The sequence below is a fragment of the Pseudomonas sp. R3-57 genome (assembly GCF_051132065.1).
Taxonomy (GTDB): domain Bacteria; phylum Pseudomonadota; class Gammaproteobacteria; order Pseudomonadales; family Pseudomonadaceae; genus Aquipseudomonas.
The window spans coordinates 3745725-3760461 of sequence record NZ_CP071655.1; the positions used below are offsets into that span (position 1 = coordinate 3745725).

General features: G+C 61.2%; 14 protein-coding genes. 7 read left to right on the forward strand and 7 right to left on the reverse strand.

All coding sequences use genetic code 11. The annotated features are described in order from the left end of the window. Positions 1–5: 5 nt before the first annotated feature. Entirely contained in the window at positions 6–974 is a 969-nt protein-coding gene (ftrA, locus tag J3P93_RS16720) for a transcriptional regulator FtrA (protein WP_434589761.1), read from the forward strand. A 40-nt stretch (positions 975–1014) separates the two neighbouring features. Here ftrA and arsH read toward each other — a convergent pair whose 3' ends face one another. The 4 genes from arsH to J3P93_RS16740 all read right to left on the reverse strand — a co-directional run bounded on the left by arsH (position 1015) and on the right by J3P93_RS16740 (position 3623). Next, on the reverse strand, positions 1015–1713 hold the full coding sequence (arsH, locus tag J3P93_RS16725) for an arsenical resistance protein ArsH (RefSeq protein WP_434589764.1): 699 nt from the start codon (positions 1711–1713) through the stop codon (positions 1015–1017). 9 nt (positions 1714–1722) lie between these two features. Next, positions 1723–2193 carry an arsenate reductase ArsC gene (locus tag J3P93_RS16730; protein WP_434589766.1) on the reverse strand — a complete coding sequence of 157 codons (471 nt, stop codon included), beginning with the start codon at positions 2191–2193 and terminating at the stop codon, positions 1723–1725. Positions 2194–2207: 14 nt separating this feature from the next. After that, positions 2208–2555 (reverse strand): metalloregulator ArsR/SmtB family transcription factor, encoded by a 348-nt coding sequence (locus J3P93_RS16735; protein ID WP_434589769.1) that lies wholly within the window; start codon positions 2553–2555, stop codon positions 2208–2210. Between the two features lie 183 nt (positions 2556–2738). After that, positions 2739–3623: a LysR family transcriptional regulator gene (locus J3P93_RS16740; RefSeq protein WP_434589771.1), complete on the reverse strand. Its 885-nt coding sequence runs from the start codon at positions 3621–3623 to the stop codon at positions 2739–2741. Between the two features lie 133 nt (positions 3624–3756). Here J3P93_RS16740 and J3P93_RS16745 point away from each other — a divergent pair, with 133 nt between their 5' ends. Then, positions 3757–5406, forward strand: coding sequence for a GMC family oxidoreductase (locus tag J3P93_RS16745; RefSeq protein WP_434589773.1), 1650 nt, complete (start codon positions 3757–3759; stop codon positions 5404–5406). Between the two features lie 147 nt (positions 5407–5553). Next, the gene (locus J3P93_RS16750) at positions 5554–7176 is read left to right on the forward strand and encodes an MFS transporter (protein ID WP_434589776.1); all 1623 of its coding nucleotides are present in this window, start codon (positions 5554–5556) and stop codon (positions 7174–7176) included. A 44-nt stretch (positions 7177–7220) separates the two neighbouring features. Here the strand turns inward: J3P93_RS16750 and J3P93_RS16755 are convergent, their stop codons facing one another. Beyond that, positions 7221–7583, reverse strand: a complete 363-nt coding sequence (locus tag J3P93_RS16755) for a DUF427 domain-containing protein (protein WP_434589779.1) — start codon at positions 7581–7583, stop codon at positions 7221–7223. 245 nt (positions 7584–7828) lie between these two features. On the opposite strand from J3P93_RS16755, the gene J3P93_RS16760 reads away from it, so the two are divergent. Both J3P93_RS16760 and J3P93_RS16765 read left to right on the forward strand, forming a co-directional pair. Then, positions 7829–9772, forward strand: coding sequence for a DNA topoisomerase III (locus tag J3P93_RS16760; protein ID WP_434589782.1), 1944 nt, complete (start codon positions 7829–7831; stop codon positions 9770–9772). A gap of 542 nt (positions 9773–10314) precedes the next feature. Further along, the gene (locus tag J3P93_RS16765) at positions 10315–10644 is read left to right on the forward strand and encodes a hypothetical protein (RefSeq protein ID WP_332768790.1); all 330 of its coding nucleotides are present in this window, start codon (positions 10315–10317) and stop codon (positions 10642–10644) included. A gap of 162 nt (positions 10645–10806) precedes the next feature. On the opposite strand, the gene cynR is transcribed toward J3P93_RS16765, so the two are convergent. Further along, positions 10807–11706, reverse strand: a complete 900-nt coding sequence (gene cynR / locus J3P93_RS16770) for a transcriptional regulator CynR (protein ID WP_434589784.1) — start codon at positions 11704–11706, stop codon at positions 10807–10809. A gap of 120 nt (positions 11707–11826) precedes the next feature. Between cynR and cynS the strand changes: the two genes are divergently transcribed. Continuing rightward, on the forward strand, positions 11827–12294 hold the full coding sequence (gene cynS, locus J3P93_RS16775) for a cyanase (protein ID WP_434589787.1): 468 nt from the start codon (positions 11827–11829) through the stop codon (positions 12292–12294). Positions 12295–12352: 58 nt separating this feature from the next. After that, a complete protein-coding gene (locus J3P93_RS16780; protein ID WP_434589790.1) occupies positions 12353–13012 on the forward strand; it encodes a carbonic anhydrase in 660 nt (219 codons plus the stop codon). 117 nt (positions 13013–13129) lie between these two features. On the opposite strand, the gene J3P93_RS16785 is transcribed toward J3P93_RS16780, so the two are convergent. Then, positions 13130–14632, reverse strand: coding sequence for an aldehyde dehydrogenase family protein (locus J3P93_RS16785; RefSeq protein WP_434589792.1), 1503 nt, complete (start codon positions 14630–14632; stop codon positions 13130–13132). Positions 14633–14737 lie beyond the last annotated feature (105 nt).

The following is a 14737-nucleotide window of genomic DNA, read 5'->3' on the forward strand; positions in this document are numbered from 1 at the left end:
GCCAAATGCCGACTTCCTCCAATCTGGTGGCGATTCTCGCCTATGACGGCCTCTGCACCTTCGAGTTCGGAATTGCCGTGGAGATCTTCGGCCTCGCCCGACCGGAGTTCGATTTCCCCTGGTATACGCATGCAATTGCCGCGGTCGATCAGGGGCCAATGCGCGCCATGGGCGGCATTCAGGTATTGGCCGACGGCGGTCTGGAACTATTGGCCAAAGCGCGCACGATCATCATTCCCGGATGGCGCGATCGCAACGCGGCGGTACCGGAAGCATTGCTCGCCGCACTGCGCCAGGCCCACGCTCGCGGCGCGCGCTTGCTGTCGATCTGCTCCGGTGTCTTCGTCCTCGCGGCCAGCGGCTTGCTCGACGGCCGCCGCGCCACCACCCACTGGCGTTACACCGACGAACTGGCGCAACGCTTCCCGGCCATCGAAGTCGACCCGGACGTGCTCTATGTCGACGCCGGCCAACTGATCACCTCGGCCGGCAGCGCCGCCGGCATCGACGCCTGCCTGCACCTGGTCGCTCGCGACTTCGGCACCCAGGTCGCCAACAGCGTCGCGCGGCGACTGGTGATGTCGCCACAACGCACCGGCGGCCAGGCGCAGTTCATTCCGACCCCGGTCAGCGCCACTCCGCGCAACGACCTTTCACGGGTCATGCAATGGGCCCGCGAGCGGCTGCATCAACCGCTGGAAGTGCGCGATCTGGCCAGTGAAGCGGCGATGAGCGAGCGCACGTTTCTGCGGCGCTTTACCGAGGCCAGCGGACAGTCGCCCAAGGCGTGGTTGCAGCATGAGCGACTGGCACGGGCGCGGGAGTTGCTGGAGAGCACGGATCAGCAGACTGAACAGATTGCCGAGCGCTGTGGCTATCGCTCGGTGGAGAGTTTTCGCGTGGCGTTTCGTGGGGTGGTCGGAGTGCCGCCTTCGGTTTATCGAGAGCGGTTTGGCCGGGGCTTGAGGGTTTAGCTGACTCGCCCCAGAAATCTTCAGGGCGAGTCGGCGATTGTCAGATCGAACGCTGATTGACCCGCGCCATCAATTGCTCGGCGCTTTCCTTGCGTTCGGAATAGCGGTCGACCAGATCCGTCTGATGCTCGCGCAGCAGCACGGTGAACTTCACCAGTTCCTCCATTACATCGACCACGCGGTCGTAGAACGGCGAGGGTTTCATCCGTCCCGCGTCGTCGAATTCCATGTAGGCCTTGGGCACCGAGGACTGGTTGGGGATGGTGAACATGCGCATCCAGCGGCCGAGCACGCGTAATTGATTGACCACGTTGAACGACTGCGAACCGCCGCACACCTGCATCACCGCGAGGGTTTTGCCTTGGGTCGGGCGTACGGCGCCGAGTTCCAGCGGGACCCAGTCGATCTGTGCCTTGAACACGGCGGACATCGCACCGTGGCGTTCCGGTGAACACCAGACCTGGCCTTCCGACCACAGCACCAGCTCGCGAAGTTCCTGGACTTTCGGATGGTCGACCGGAACATCGTCGGGCAGTGGCAAACCGGACGGGTCGAAAATGCGCGTTTCAGCACCGAAGTGCTCTAGCAGGCGCGCCGCCTCTTCGACCAGCAAACGGCTGAACGAGCGTTCACGGGTCGAGCCGTAGAGCAGCAGGATGCGTGGCTTGCGTTCGCCCGATTTCACAGGTTTGCCGTCATCGAACAGGCTGGGATCGAGGTTGGGTAGATCGGCGGACATGGGTTCTCCTTAAAGCGTACCGATGCGGTCGAGCGCGGTTTTCAGTTCATCGCGGCTGAGGGTTTCAAAAGGCAGATCGAGAAAGGCCTGGCAGCGATGTCCGATGCGCGCCAATGTCGCGCGAAAAGCCGCCTCAATCGTCGCCTCGTCACCGCTGACTTCCGAGGGATCTTCCAGCCCCCAGTGGGATTTCAGCGCCGGGCCGAAATACACCGGGCAAGTCTCGCCGGCGGCTTTATCGCACACGGTGATGACGATGTCCGGCGGATTGCTTGCAAAAGCGTCGTTGCCTTTGCTGTGCAAGCCTTCAATGGCGATGCCGGCCTGTCGCAGTGTCGACAGGCTGCGCGGCAACACCTGACCTTTGGGGAAACTGCCGGCGCTCACCGCTTCGAAGCCTGCCGGCGCCAGATGATTGAACATCGCTTCAGAAAGGATGCTGCGGCAGCTGTTGGCCGTGCACATGAACAGGACTCGCATGGGTTTTTTCTCCATCAGCAACACGCGGCTTCACGAACCGGACGCCCGTGCATGTTTTGCAGGCGGGCGGCATTGTCCTGCAGCCAAGTGGTGTTGGCGTCGGACGTCATTTGCAGGACTTGCGCGATCCAGGTCGGCAGATCCGGGTTGAGGCGGTAATAGACCCACTGGCCCTGGCGCCGATCGAGCAGCAGGCCGTTGCTGCGCAATTGCGCGAGGTGGCGGCTGATCTTCGGTTGGCTGTCGTTGAGCGCGCACATCAGTTCGCACACACACAGTTCACCCTGCGCGGCGATCAGCAGCATCGCGCGGACGCGGGTTTCGTCGGCAAGACTTTTGAAGACTTCGGTGGGAGTGAGCATGGGTCGGGCCCAAAATATACGGAAAATCGAATATACGGATATCCATATATTTAGCAATCTGAAATGCTGCTCTCTGTAGGAGTGAGCCTGCTCGCGATAGCGCTCTTTTACTCAACATCATTCTTGACTGACACACCGCTATCGCGAGCAGGCTCACTCCTACAGGGGATTTCTGTGAACCGGCTAACCGAGCAGCAACCCCTGCTCCACCTCGCACAATCCCACCACATAATCCCAGACCACGCGCAAGCGCACCGATTTGTGCAGCTCGCGCCGGGTGCTGATCCAGTAACTGCGCTCGATGCTTTCATCCGCCAGCAATGGCACCAGCTCCGGATCAGACGCGGCCATGTAGCACGGCAAGACCGCAATGCCCAATCCAGAGCGTGCGGCTTCCTGCTGGGCGATGACGCTGGTGCTGTGAAACACCACGCGCGGGCTGCGGCAAAAGCTGTTGAGGAACATCAGTTCCTGGCTGAACAGCAGATCGTCGACATAACCGATCCACGCATGCCGTCCCAGGTCTTCGCGGCTAAGTAGCGGCGGCGCTTTGTCCAGGTAGGCCTGGCTGGCATACAGCGCCAGGCGGTAGTCGGTGAGTTTACGGGTGACCAGCATGTCGGCCGCCGGGCGTTCGAGGTGGATGCTGATTTCCGCCTCGCGGTTGAGGATGCTGACAAATCGCGGCACTGCGACCAGTTCTACTTCCAGACCCGGATAGCGTTCGAACAAGCCGATCATGCGGCTGGCAAGAAATTTGACGCCGAGGCCCTCCGTCACGCCGACGCGGATCTTGCCCAGCGGAGCTGTGGACTGGGTGATTTCTTCCTGGGCCAGCAGCGCGACGTTTTCCATCGCTTCGGCATGCTTGAGCAGCGCTTCGCCGGCGGGGGTCATTTCGTACCCTTGAGCGTGCTGGACGAACAGCGCGGTCCCGAGGCTTTTCTCGATGGCTTCGATGTGGCGGGCGACGGTGGCATGGGTGGTGTTGAGCCGGCGGGCGGCGGTGAGCAGGCGGCCGCTGCGTTGCAGTTCGAGAAAAAACCGCAGGTCGTTCCAGTCGAACATGGCGTGTCCTTGTCAGCTAAGGTCGATGCGAGCTGTTTGAAAACGCACAGCGGCTGCGCAAAAACTAACATTCTTTTAACGAAAGCTAACAACTAGAGTGTCCGACAATAAAAACAAAAAGCGAGGTCAGGGAATGCAGACTTCCCTCGATGAATACGACTACATCGTGGTCGGCGCCGGTCCGGCCGGCTGTGTGCTGGCCAATCGACTGTCAGCGGACCCGCAGCACCGCGTACTGTTGCTCGAAGCCGGCGGGCGCGACAACTATGCGTGGATTCACATCCCGGTCGGTTACCTGTTCTGCATCGGTAACCCACGCACCGACTGGTGTTTCAAAACCGAAGAACAGGCCGGCCTCAACGGCCGTGCGCTGAGCTATCCGCGCGGCAAAGTGCTCGGCGGTTGTTCGTCGATCAACGGCATGATCTACATGCGCGGCCAGGCCAGCGACTACGACGGCTGGGCCGCCGAGGGCAATCCGGGGTGGGCGTGGAACGACGTTCTGCCGTTGTTCAAACAGAGCGAAAACCACTTTGCCGGCACCGCTGATTTTCATGGCGCCCAAGGCGAATGGCGGGTCGAGCAACAGCGCTTGTCGTGGCCGATTCTCGATGCCTTTCGCAGTGCCGCTGAGCAGAGCGGCATTGCCAGCGTCAGCGACTTCAATCAGGGCGACAACGAGGGTTGCGGCTACTTTCAGGTCAACCAGAAAGCCGGGGTGCGCTGGAACGCCGCCAAGGCGTTTTTAAAACCGCTGCGCAGCCGCGCGAATCTGACCGTACTGACCGGCGTCGAGGTCGACCGCGTGTTGCTGGAGAATGGCCGCGCTTCGAAGGTCAGTGCGCGACATGAAGGCCAGATCAAACAGTTCAAGGCGCGCAAGGAGATTATCCTGTGCGCTGGGTCGGTCGGTTCGCCGAGCATTCTGCAGCGCTCCGGGATCGGCCCTCGACCACTGCTCGAACGGTTGGGCATCGGCGTGATTCATGAACTGCCGGGCGTCGGTGGCAACCTGCAGGATCACCTGCAGCTGCGGCTGATCTATCAACTGGAAAACGCCCGCACACTGAACCAGATCGCCGGCAGCGTCTGGGGCAAGATGGGCATGGGCCTGCGTTATCTGTATGACCGCAGCGGACCGCTGTCGATGGCGCCGAGTCAGCTGGGCGCCTTTGCGCGCTCGGGGCCGGAACAGACTTCGGCGAATCTCGAATACCACGTCCAGCCGCTGTCGCTGGAGCGTTTTGGCGAGCCGTTGCACAGCTTTCCGGCATTCACCGCCTCGGTGTGCGATCTGCGTCCGCACAGCCGTGGGCGCATCGAAATCCGCTCAGCAGACCCGCAGCAGGCGCCGCTGATCAATCCCAATTATCTGAGCCATCCTGAAGATCTGCGCGTGGCTGCGGACGCGATTCGCTTGACCCGACGCATCGTCAGCGCCCCTGCCCTGCGCGGGTTCAAACCGGTCGAGTATCTGCCGGGCGGCAGCCTGCAAACCGAGGAGCAACTGCACGAAGCCGCAGCGAAAATCGGCACGACGATTTTCCATCCGGTCGGCACGTGTCGCATGGGCAATGACGGCGATGCGGTGGTCGATGCGCAACTGCGCGTGCACGGCGTGCCCGGTCTGCGCGTGGCCGATGCGTCGATCATGCCGCGGATCATCTCCGGCAACACCTGTTCGCCTACGCTGATGATTGGCGAAAAGGCTGCGCAGCTGATTCTTTCGCCACCTGTGAACACCGTAACTGTGGGAGCCAGCCTGCTGGCGATGACGGAATAACATTCAACATTTGCGCTGGCTGACACACCGCCATCGCGAGCAGGCTCACTCCTACAAGGGACCGCGTCTGATTCAAGGACATCGCGCAACACCGGGACACGCAACACCAGTGGAACAACAAAAACAATCACTGTGAGGGATACCGACATGTCAGAACACGCTCAGCCGCTGGACGCTGCGAGCAGCGCCGAGACCAGCAATGCCACGCAAAAAGTCATCTTCGCCTCGTCCCTCGGGACGGTGTTCGAGTGGTATGACTTCTTTCTTTACGGTGCCCTCGCGGCAGTGATCAGCAAGCAGTTTTTCGCCGGGGTCAACGACACCACCGCGTTCATTTTTGCGCTGATGGCGTTCGCCGCCGGCTTCATCGTGCGGCCGTTCGGTGCGCTGGTGTTCGGGCGACTGGGCGACATGATCGGGCGCAAGTACACGTTTTTGGCGACGATCATTCTGATGGGCGTGGCGACGTTCTGCGTCGGCCTGCTACCGACTTACGCCAGCATCGGCATTGCCGCACCGATCATTCTGGTGGTGCTGAGGATGCTCCAGGGCCTGGCGCTCGGTGGCGAATACGGCGGCGCGGCGACTTACGTGGCCGAACACGCGCCGATCGGCAAGCGCGGTTTCCACACCAGCTGGATTCAGTCCACCGCCACCCTCGGCTTGCTGCTGTCGCTGCTGGTGGTGCTCGGTTGCCGTTATTTCACCGGCGACCAGTTTGAAGTCTGGGGCTGGCGCATTCCGTTCCTGCTGTCGATCGTGCTGCTGGGCATTTCCACCTGGATTCGCCTGAGCCTGCACGAGTCGCCGGCCTACCTGAAAATGAAGGAGGAAGGCAAAACCTCGAAAGCGCCGATCCGCGAATCCTTCGGCAAATGGGAAAACCTCAAAGTCGTGCTGATCGCCCTGTTCAGCATCAACGCCGGGCAAGCGGTGACGTTTTATGCGGCGCAGTTCTACGTGCTGTTTTTCCTCACCCAATTCCTGAAAATGGACCCGGCGCTGGCCAACAGCCTGCTGATTGTCAGTGTGGTCATCGGCGCGCCGTTCTTCATTTTCTTTGGCTGGCTGTCGGACAAGGTCGGGCGCAAACCGGTGTTGATGCTGGGCTTGCTGCTGGCCACCGCGCTGTACTTTCCGATTTTCAAATCCCTGGCGCATTACGCCAACCCGGCGATCGATCTGGCCAGCCGTCAGGCGCCGATCACCGTGACGGCAGACCCGGCGACCTGCACCTTCCAGTTCGACCCGGTAGGCAAAGCCAAATTCGACAGCCCGTGCGACAAGGTCAAGACCTTCCTGGTCAAACAAGGCCTGCCCTACTCCAGCGTCGCCGCCCCGGCGGGCAGCGGCGTGCAGGTCAGCGTTGGCGACGTCAAACTCGATGGCTTCGATGAAGCCGCCCTGCGCGGCGCGATCACCCTCGCCGGCTACCCGCAACAGGCCGACATGCAGCAGATCAACAAGCCAATGATCGTCGCCCTGATCGTGGCGCTGATCATCATCTCGGCGATGTGCTACGGGCCACTGGCGGCGCTGATGGTCGAGCTGTTCCCGACGCGCATCCGCTACACCTCGATGTCGCTGCCCTACCACATCGGCAACGGCTGGTTCGGCGGTTTCCTGCCGACGGTGTCGTTTGCCCTGGTGGTGTACACCGGCGATATCTTTTACGGGCTGTGGTACCCGGTATTGATTACAGGGGTCAGCCTGGTGGTGGGCATGATCTGCCTGCGTGAGACGAAGAACATCGACCTCGACAAGAACTGAAACCGCTGCCGGCGAGAGCGTTCGCGCGCTCGCCGTTTCTTTGCTCAGGCATCAGCCTTTATCACCTCGAACTTCACCTGATCCGGATAGAACGCCACATAGTCGCGGATCGGTGCCACCGACACTTTCGGGTTTTCGTACGTCCACACTGCATTCGGCTGCTCATGCCCCGGCACCTGCAAACTGAAGTAGTTGGCATCGCCCTTGTACGGGCAATAGCTGGTGTGATCGGTGCGGGCGAAATATTTCTCGTCGATGTCTTCGCGCGGCAGGTAATACACCGGCGGGTAATTGGCTTCTTTGAGGACCAGCACGTGGGAGGATGCGGCCACCTGGATGCCGTGGAATTTCACCACCAGGCAGCCGGCGAGTTGTTCGAGGTTGATCACGGGGCTGGGGCTTTTCATGGGGTTCTCCTGAATACGGCGAAGAGACGGTTCAGGTATAGCTGATGGCGCCTGATGAAGACGGGATTGCAGCCGAACGGCGAAGCGCCTCCCCCCAGTCAGTCCCCTCGCCCTCAGAGAGAGGGCCAGGGTGAGGGCAAGGGCCGGCAACTTTTACATGTATATCCATACAGATAAAAGTTGCCCCCACCGCCAAGTCCGGCCATTCTGTGCACCTGTTCCGACCCTGATCGACGATGGTGGCTATGCGGCTGTACCTCTGCGAAAAACCCTCCCAGGCCAAAGACATTGCGGCCGTGCTCGGCGCCCGGCGTCGGGGCGACGGCTGCTGGCTGGGAACGGACGTCACGGTGACCTGGTGCATCGGCCATCTGCTCGAAACCGCGCCGCCGGACGCCTACGACGCGCGCTACAAGCGTTGGGTGCTGGCGGACCTGCCGATCATTCCGGAAAAATGGAAAATGACCGTCAAGCCGCGCACCGCCAGCCAGTTCAAAGCGGTGAAACGCCTGCTCGGCGAGGCCAGCGAACTGATCATCGCCACCGACGCCGACCGTGAGGGCGAGATGATCGCCCGGGAACTGGTCGAGCATTGCCGCTATCGTGGGCCGATACGGCGATTGTGGCTGTCGGCGCTGGACGAGGCCTCGATCCGCAAGGCCCTGGCCGCACTGAAGCCGGGCGCAGAGACCTTCAGCCTGTATCACTCGGCACTGGGCCGTTCGCGGGCGGACTGGCTGATCGGCATGAACATGAGCCGCCTGTTTACCCTGCTCGGCCGCCAGTCGGGTTATCAAGGCGTGCTGCCGGTAGGCCGGGTGCAAACGCCGACCTTGCGGCTGGTGGTGGATCGCGACCGCAGCATTGCCGATTTCGTGCCCGTGCCGTTCTGGGCGATCGATGTCGATCTGCTGCACAACGGCACGCGGTTTACCGCGCAATGGCGCGCGCCGACGGATGCCTGTGACGAGCAGGAGCGCTGCCTGAATCAGGCGCTGGCCCAGCAGGCAGCGGCGGCGATCGGCAGTGCGCCCAGCGCGCGGGTAGTCAAGCTGAAAACCGAGCGCATGCGCGAAGTCGCGCCACTGCCCTTCGATCTCGGCACCTTGCAGGAAGTCTGCTCGAAGAAACTCGGCCTTGGCGCGCAGGAAACCCTCGACATCGCCCAAGCGCTGTACGAAACCTACAAAGTCATCACTTACCCGCGCAGCGATTGCGGTTACTTGCCGCTGAGCCAGCACAGCGAAGCGCCGGGCATTCTTGCGGCGTTGCGTCAGGCCGATCCGGGCCTCGAAGCGCTGCGAGGCCATCTTGAACCACAGCGCCGCTCACGCGCATGGAACGACGCCAAGGTCAGCGCTCACCATGGCATCATCCCCACCGCCGCGGCGAAAAACCTCGAGCGCCTGACCGGCAAGCATCGCGCGGTGTACACGCTGATTCGCGCACGCTATCTGGCGCAGTTTCTGCCCAATCATGAATACGATCGCACCCAGGCCGATTTCGATTGCGCTGGTCAAGCGCTGCGCGCAGTCGGCAAGCAGATCATCGAGCCGGGCTGGAAACGCGCGTTGCCCGAAGCACTCGCCCCGGCCAAGGGCCGCGAGGCTGCGGCGCCGCAGACCTTGCCGGCACTTAGCCAGGGCGTCGAATGCGCCGTCGCCGAGGTCAAGCTCAAGGACCTGTGGACGCAACCGCCGAAACCCTACACCGAAGGCGATCTGATCAAGGCGATGAAAAACGTCGCCAGACTGGTGGAAGATCCGCTGCTCAAACAGAAACTCAAGGACACCACCGGGATCGGCACCGAAGCCACCCGCGCCTCGATCATTCAGGGCTTGATTGACCGGGGTTATCTGGTGAAAAACGGCAAGGCGCTCGCCGCCACGCCGGCCGCGTTCAGCCTGATCGATGCGGTACCTCGCGCAATTGCCGACCCCGGCACCACGGCGATCTGGGAACAGGCGCTGGACATGGTGCAGAGCGGCGAGATGAGTCTGGAAGAATTCGTCACCAAACAAGCGGCGTGGATGAGCAAGCAAGTCACCCGTTGTTCCGGCCTGAGCCTGACCATCAGCGGCCCGAAGCCCGCCGGTAAAGCGGCGGCGCCATGGAAGAAGAAACGCAAATCGACCGCCAGCAAAACCACCGCCACGCGTAAACGCACAGCTCGCCCAGCGACTCGCTAAACCCCTCGCGGTTCCCTCATTTCGTCTCGGCTGCGGATTTTTTCTCATACCAAACAGCTTTGTCCGACAATATGTAGTGCTTAAAAATAATCACTACAAAACCGTTGACGGCATCGTTTTGCTTTTGCATGATGAAGACGTTCCCCGATCGGGAACGCTGGTAACACGCTTGAGCAAACTCGTCTGACCGCCGAGTTGTTTTTTCCGGATACACGCTGCCCACAAGGCAGATTGAAGAAGCTGACCTGGCCTGAACGTCCAGTACAAGGACGAGAAGCGCTGGCGAAAATTCTCAAGATGCTTGTGATCGACGCTGAAAACGTCGGCAATGCGCCTCCCGGTTTTCGCTGCTTCTCCTCGTTGTGACGCTATTGCGTAGCAGTTATTCAACACGACTACATGCAACAGATGCACGACCCCGTACTTCACACGGGCGAGCGCTGACGTCCTGGTTTCGGTGCCAGGGATCAACTAACCGATGGGCTACCTGTATTAGCGAATCAACTTTGAAAGATCACCAGACTGGTCAAGGGGCAATAATCATGAATCTGAACAATCAACCTACTGTCGAAGAACTGGCTCGTATGTTCGCTGCGCAAAAAGACAGCCACGACAGCCATATTCTGTGGATCAGCAAGTCGGGTCAGGTGCATATCGACTGCCTGTCGCCCCATGCTGGTGAAGAAGAATTCGACCGTAACCACCAGAACCTGGCGGCCCGCCTGAAGATGTACCGGCGCGGCCACGGTTATGTCGGCAAGAAGGCAGCGGCCGACAGGGACTTTATTGGCAATGTTTTGCAAACGCTGAAACAGGCGTGGGATTCGCTGCAGAACAACAATGAAGTTCGGGTGATTGATCGGTTGTATTGAGTTCTGCACTTCATAACTATTGGGCCTGGTCCTGAAAAGGAGCAGGCCCTTTTTATATCCAGAGTTCACCAATGCCCCTGTAGGAGTGAGCCTGCTCGCGATTGCGGTGCTTCAGTCAAGAAAGATGCGTCTGAATTGACGCTATCGCGAGCAGGCTCACTCCTACACGAACCGTGTTGCTTGAAGGCTCTGCGTTTCCAGCATCAACTCGACAAACGCCAGCGCCGCCGCACTGTGATAATTATTACGCCGCCGCAAAATCGCCGCCCCACGCTGCGGCGTTTCATTCGCCACGTGCAACCGGCGCAACGCCCGGTCCTCTGTCGCGATCGCCTGCGGCAACATCGTCGCCATCGGTGAACAGCGCACCACTTCCAGCAACGTGCTCACCGAATTCACTTCTATGTGCACCTTCGGCGTGATCCCCTGCTGTCGAAAGTACTCGTCCACCGACAACCGCGTAATGAACTCAGGCGCCAGCAAGGCGAAATCCAGCTGAGCAATGTCCTCCGCCAGTAACCGCGAGTCACTGGCATACAGCGGATGCTCACGGCCGACCATGATCGCCAACGTTTCGGTAAAGGCCGGAATGCATTCGATCTCCGCATTGCGCACCGGCGTAAACGCAATCGCAATATCCAGCGAGTCATCCGCCAGCCCGGCCTCGATGTCGCCCATCGACAACTCGAAAATCTGCAGATGAATCCCCGGATACCGCGCCGCGAAATCCCGCACCAGCGGCCCGACCAGGTACGCCATGAACGTCGGCGTCATGGCCAGACGCAACATGCCGCGCGACAGATCCTTAACGTCATGCAAGGCGCGCTTGCCCGCCTCCAGCTCTACCAGGACTCGCCGCGCACATTCGATGTACGCCTCGCCGGCATCGGTGGGTTTCACGGTGCGCGAGGTGCGGTCGAACAGCGTTACGCCGAGGGTTTCTTCCAACTGACGGATCTGCTGCGATAGGGTCGGCTGCGACACGTGCAGCGCTTCGGCGGCACGGGTGAAACCGCCGTGATCGGCAACGGCCAGCAGATACCGCAAATGTCGCAACAGCATGGGGCACACCATCTATAGGCAGGACTAATGCCCGGCATTGTATATCGGTCTTGGACGCTATGGATCAATCGGCCGAAGATCTCTCTCACACAGCAAGCCAACCCTGAAAGGAGTGACACAATGCAACAGTCCCACGCCTGCAACGACACCAGCCTGGCCCTGACTACCCGCATCCTCGACGCCAAGGCACGCAAGGATCTGTCGTGGCAGGATCTCGCCGATGACACCGGCCTGAGCCTGGCCTACGTCACCGCCGCCCTGCTCGGCCAGCACCCACTGCCGGAAAACGCTGCGAAAGTGGTCGGCAACAAGCTGGTGCTGAGCGTTGCAGACGTCGCGGCGATGCAGATCATCCCGTTGCGCGGCAGCCTCAACGGCGTACCGACCGACCCGACCATCTACCGCTTTCACGAGATGATCCAGATCTATGGCACCACGCTCAAAGCGCTGGTCCACGAGCAGTTCGGCGACGGCATCATCAGCGCGATCAACTTCAAACTCGACATCAAGAAAGTTGACGATCCAGAAGGCGGCTCCCGCGCCGTGGTCACCCTCGATGGCAAGTTCCTGCCGCTGCGTCCGTTCTGATTGCTCCGGCCCGCATCCCGGATGCGGGCCACTCGATCACCTTATAGAGGACACGCCCATGCAAGCCCTGATTGACGGCTTCCTGAAATTTCAGAACGAAGCCTTTCCGCAACGCAGCGAACTGTTCCGTCACCTGGCCACCGCGCAGCAGCCCGGCACCTTGTTCATCGCCTGTTCCGACAGCCGCGTGGTGCCGGAACTGCTGACCCAGCAAGAGCCCGGCGAGCTGTTCGTGATCCGCAACGCCGGCAACATCGTGCCGTCCTACAGCCCGCATCCGGGCGGGGTTTCAGCGACCGTGGAATACGCGGTGGCCGTACTCGGCGTGAGCGATATCGTGATTTGCGGGCATTCCGATTGCGGCGCAATGACCGCGATTGCCCAGTGCAAATGCATGGACCACCTGCCGGCGGTCAGTGGCTGGCTGCAGCATGCCGAATCTGCAAAAGTGGTCAACGAAGCGCGACCTCACATCAACGATGCGGCGAAGCTGAGTTCGATGGTGCGCGAGAACGTGATCGCGCAACTGGCCAATATCCAGACCCACCCGAGCGTGCGCCTGGCGCAGGAAAAAGGCCTGTTGAATCTGCATGGCTGGGTGTACGACATCGAGACCGGCTCGATCGATGCGCTGTCTTCGGACCGCCGCACCTTTGTGCCACTGGCCGAGCAACCGACGACTTGCGCGGTGCATGCGCAGGCTAATCACGCAGCATGACTGATCGCTCCCACGCTCTGCGTGGGAATGCCTCCGGGGACGCTCTGCGTCCAGTGACGCGGAGCGTCACGGGCTGCGTTCCCACGCAGAGCATGGGAGCGATCACCGGCTAAGGAATCAGCGCTTTACCGTGAGATCAACCTGCGTCATGCGGCTGCGCACGGTAAACACACCATCCCCGGAAAGAATCGCACTGCGCGCAAACAAGCGCCCGCTTTCCCAGTTGGAAAGGCCCAGCTCCGGCTTGTTCAGCGCGTACTGCCCGTCGACCCAGCGGGTGATGCCATTGCCCACGAACGGCGCGTTGACCGCGTTGTAGAAACGCTCATGGACGGCGGCATCCTCGCTGATCAACGACACGGTGAATTGCGGGCTGTAGCGGTTGAACAAGGCGATCGCCTGGTCCAGATCGTCGACGATCATCAGGCTGACTTCCGGGGTTTCCTCCCACTCCCACTCGCGGCCCAGTTCCGATTCCGCCAGCGGTTCGGCGAGCGCTTCAGTCTGGTAACCCTCGGCGCGGTAAACCTCGACCGTTGCGTTCTGCCATTCACTCGGCAAGCAACTTTCGCTGCCTTCAACGATGTGCAGTTTGCAACCCTGCCCGCGCGCGGTGCCTGCCTGTTTCAACGCATCAAGAAACAACGGCACCAGTTCAGCGGCGCGATCACGCTGGATCAGGCAAACGTTGAGGGTGTTGCAGACTTTGCGGTCCAGCGAGTTGCGCACAACCGCAGCAAAGCGCTCGGCATCGGCGGCCTGATCGGCGATCAGCCATGCCCCACCAGTGCCGTGCAGGCTGACCGCGGTACCGGCCTGCTGGGCGATGCTGCCGAGTTGACTGACCGCACGACCCGAACCCCGCGCTATCGCCAGCGACAAGCGTCGGTCAGCGAACATCGCCCAACCGGCGGCGTGATTGACACTTTCCACCAGCGACACCGCGCCGTCCGGAAGGCCGGCTGCGGCCAGTGCCGGGTTCAAGGCGTGGGCGACGATTGCTTGCGCGGTGCCCAGCGCATCGCTGCCGATACGCAGCACCGCGGTGTTGCCGGTGCGCAAGACGCCAGCGGCATCGGCGAACACGTTCGGCCGGCCTTCAAAGACAAACGCAACGATGCCCAGCGGCGCGACCACTTGCTCGACCTTCCAGCCGTCGTGCTCGACACTGCTGATGATTTTGCCGCGGGTTGCTGCGGCATCGCGCCAGGCACGCAGGCCGGCGATCATGTCGCGGCGCATGCGTTCGTCGGCGAGCAGTCGAGTGGTGGAGCGGCCGCGGGCCTTGGCGCGTTCGATGTCGGCGCGGTTGGCGGATTCTATGTGGGCCCAACATTGCGGGTCTTCCAGACGCTGGGCAAACAGATCGAAGAACTCGCTGATCGCCTCGTCGCTCACCGCCGACAACGCCGTGAATGCCGCTGCCGCACGCTCGATCGCGACCGACGCCGCTTGCTGATCCGTCACGGGGATCAGCAGCAACTCGCCACTGACCTGCTCGACCAGCAGGTGATCACCCGGCTGAAAGCGTGCGGCCAGTTCGGGGCTGACCACGGTGACGCGGTTACCAGCGAAAGGGATCGGCGTGCCAGCGACTAGACGTTCGAGCGCGAGAGACATGAAGCGGATTCACCATGCAGGGGGCGGCCGGAAAATGTAGCGGATTAACCGATGAAATACACCTCTTCAATCCACCAATAAACCCTTGTAGAAGTGAGCCTGCTC

Excerpts from the sequence above, each read along its gene's own strand:
- J3P93_RS16735 (WP_434589769.1), bottom strand. The coding sequence starts at position 2,555 with ATGCTCACTCCCACCGAAGTCTTCAAAAGTCTTGCCGACGAAACCCGC.
- ftrA (WP_434589761.1), top strand. The coding sequence starts at position 6 with ATGCCGACTTCCTCCAATCTGGTGGCGATTCTCGCCTATGACGGCCTC.
- J3P93_RS16740 (WP_434589771.1), bottom strand. The coding sequence starts at position 3,623 with ATGTTCGACTGGAACGACCTGCGGTTTTTTCTCGAACTGCAACGCAGC.
- J3P93_RS16745 (WP_434589773.1), top strand. The coding sequence starts at position 3,757 with ATGCAGACTTCCCTCGATGAATACGACTACATCGTGGTCGGCGCCGGT.
- J3P93_RS16755 (WP_434589779.1), bottom strand. The coding sequence starts at position 7,583 with ATGAAAAGCCCCAGCCCCGTGATCAACCTCGAACAACTCGCCGGCTGC.
- J3P93_RS16780 (WP_434589790.1), top strand. The coding sequence starts at position 12,353 with ATGCAAGCCCTGATTGACGGCTTCCTGAAATTTCAGAACGAAGCCTTT.
- cynR (WP_434589784.1), bottom strand. The coding sequence starts at position 11,706 with ATGCTGTTGCGACATTTGCGGTATCTGCTGGCCGTTGCCGATCACGGC.
- arsH (WP_434589764.1), bottom strand. The coding sequence starts at position 1,713 with ATGTCCGCCGATCTACCCAACCTCGATCCCAGCCTGTTCGATGACGGC.
- J3P93_RS16730 (WP_434589766.1), bottom strand. The coding sequence starts at position 2,193 with ATGCGAGTCCTGTTCATGTGCACGGCCAACAGCTGCCGCAGCATCCTT.
- J3P93_RS16785 (WP_434589792.1), bottom strand. The coding sequence starts at position 14,632 with ATGTCTCTCGCGCTCGAACGTCTAGTCGCTGGCACGCCGATCCCTTTC.
- cynS (WP_434589787.1), top strand. The coding sequence starts at position 11,827 with ATGCAACAGTCCCACGCCTGCAACGACACCAGCCTGGCCCTGACTACC.
- J3P93_RS16765 (WP_332768790.1), top strand. The coding sequence starts at position 10,315 with ATGAATCTGAACAATCAACCTACTGTCGAAGAACTGGCTCGTATGTTC.
- J3P93_RS16760 (WP_434589782.1), top strand. The coding sequence starts at position 7,829 with ATGCGGCTGTACCTCTGCGAAAAACCCTCCCAGGCCAAAGACATTGCG.
- J3P93_RS16750 (WP_434589776.1), top strand. The coding sequence starts at position 5,554 with ATGTCAGAACACGCTCAGCCGCTGGACGCTGCGAGCAGCGCCGAGACC.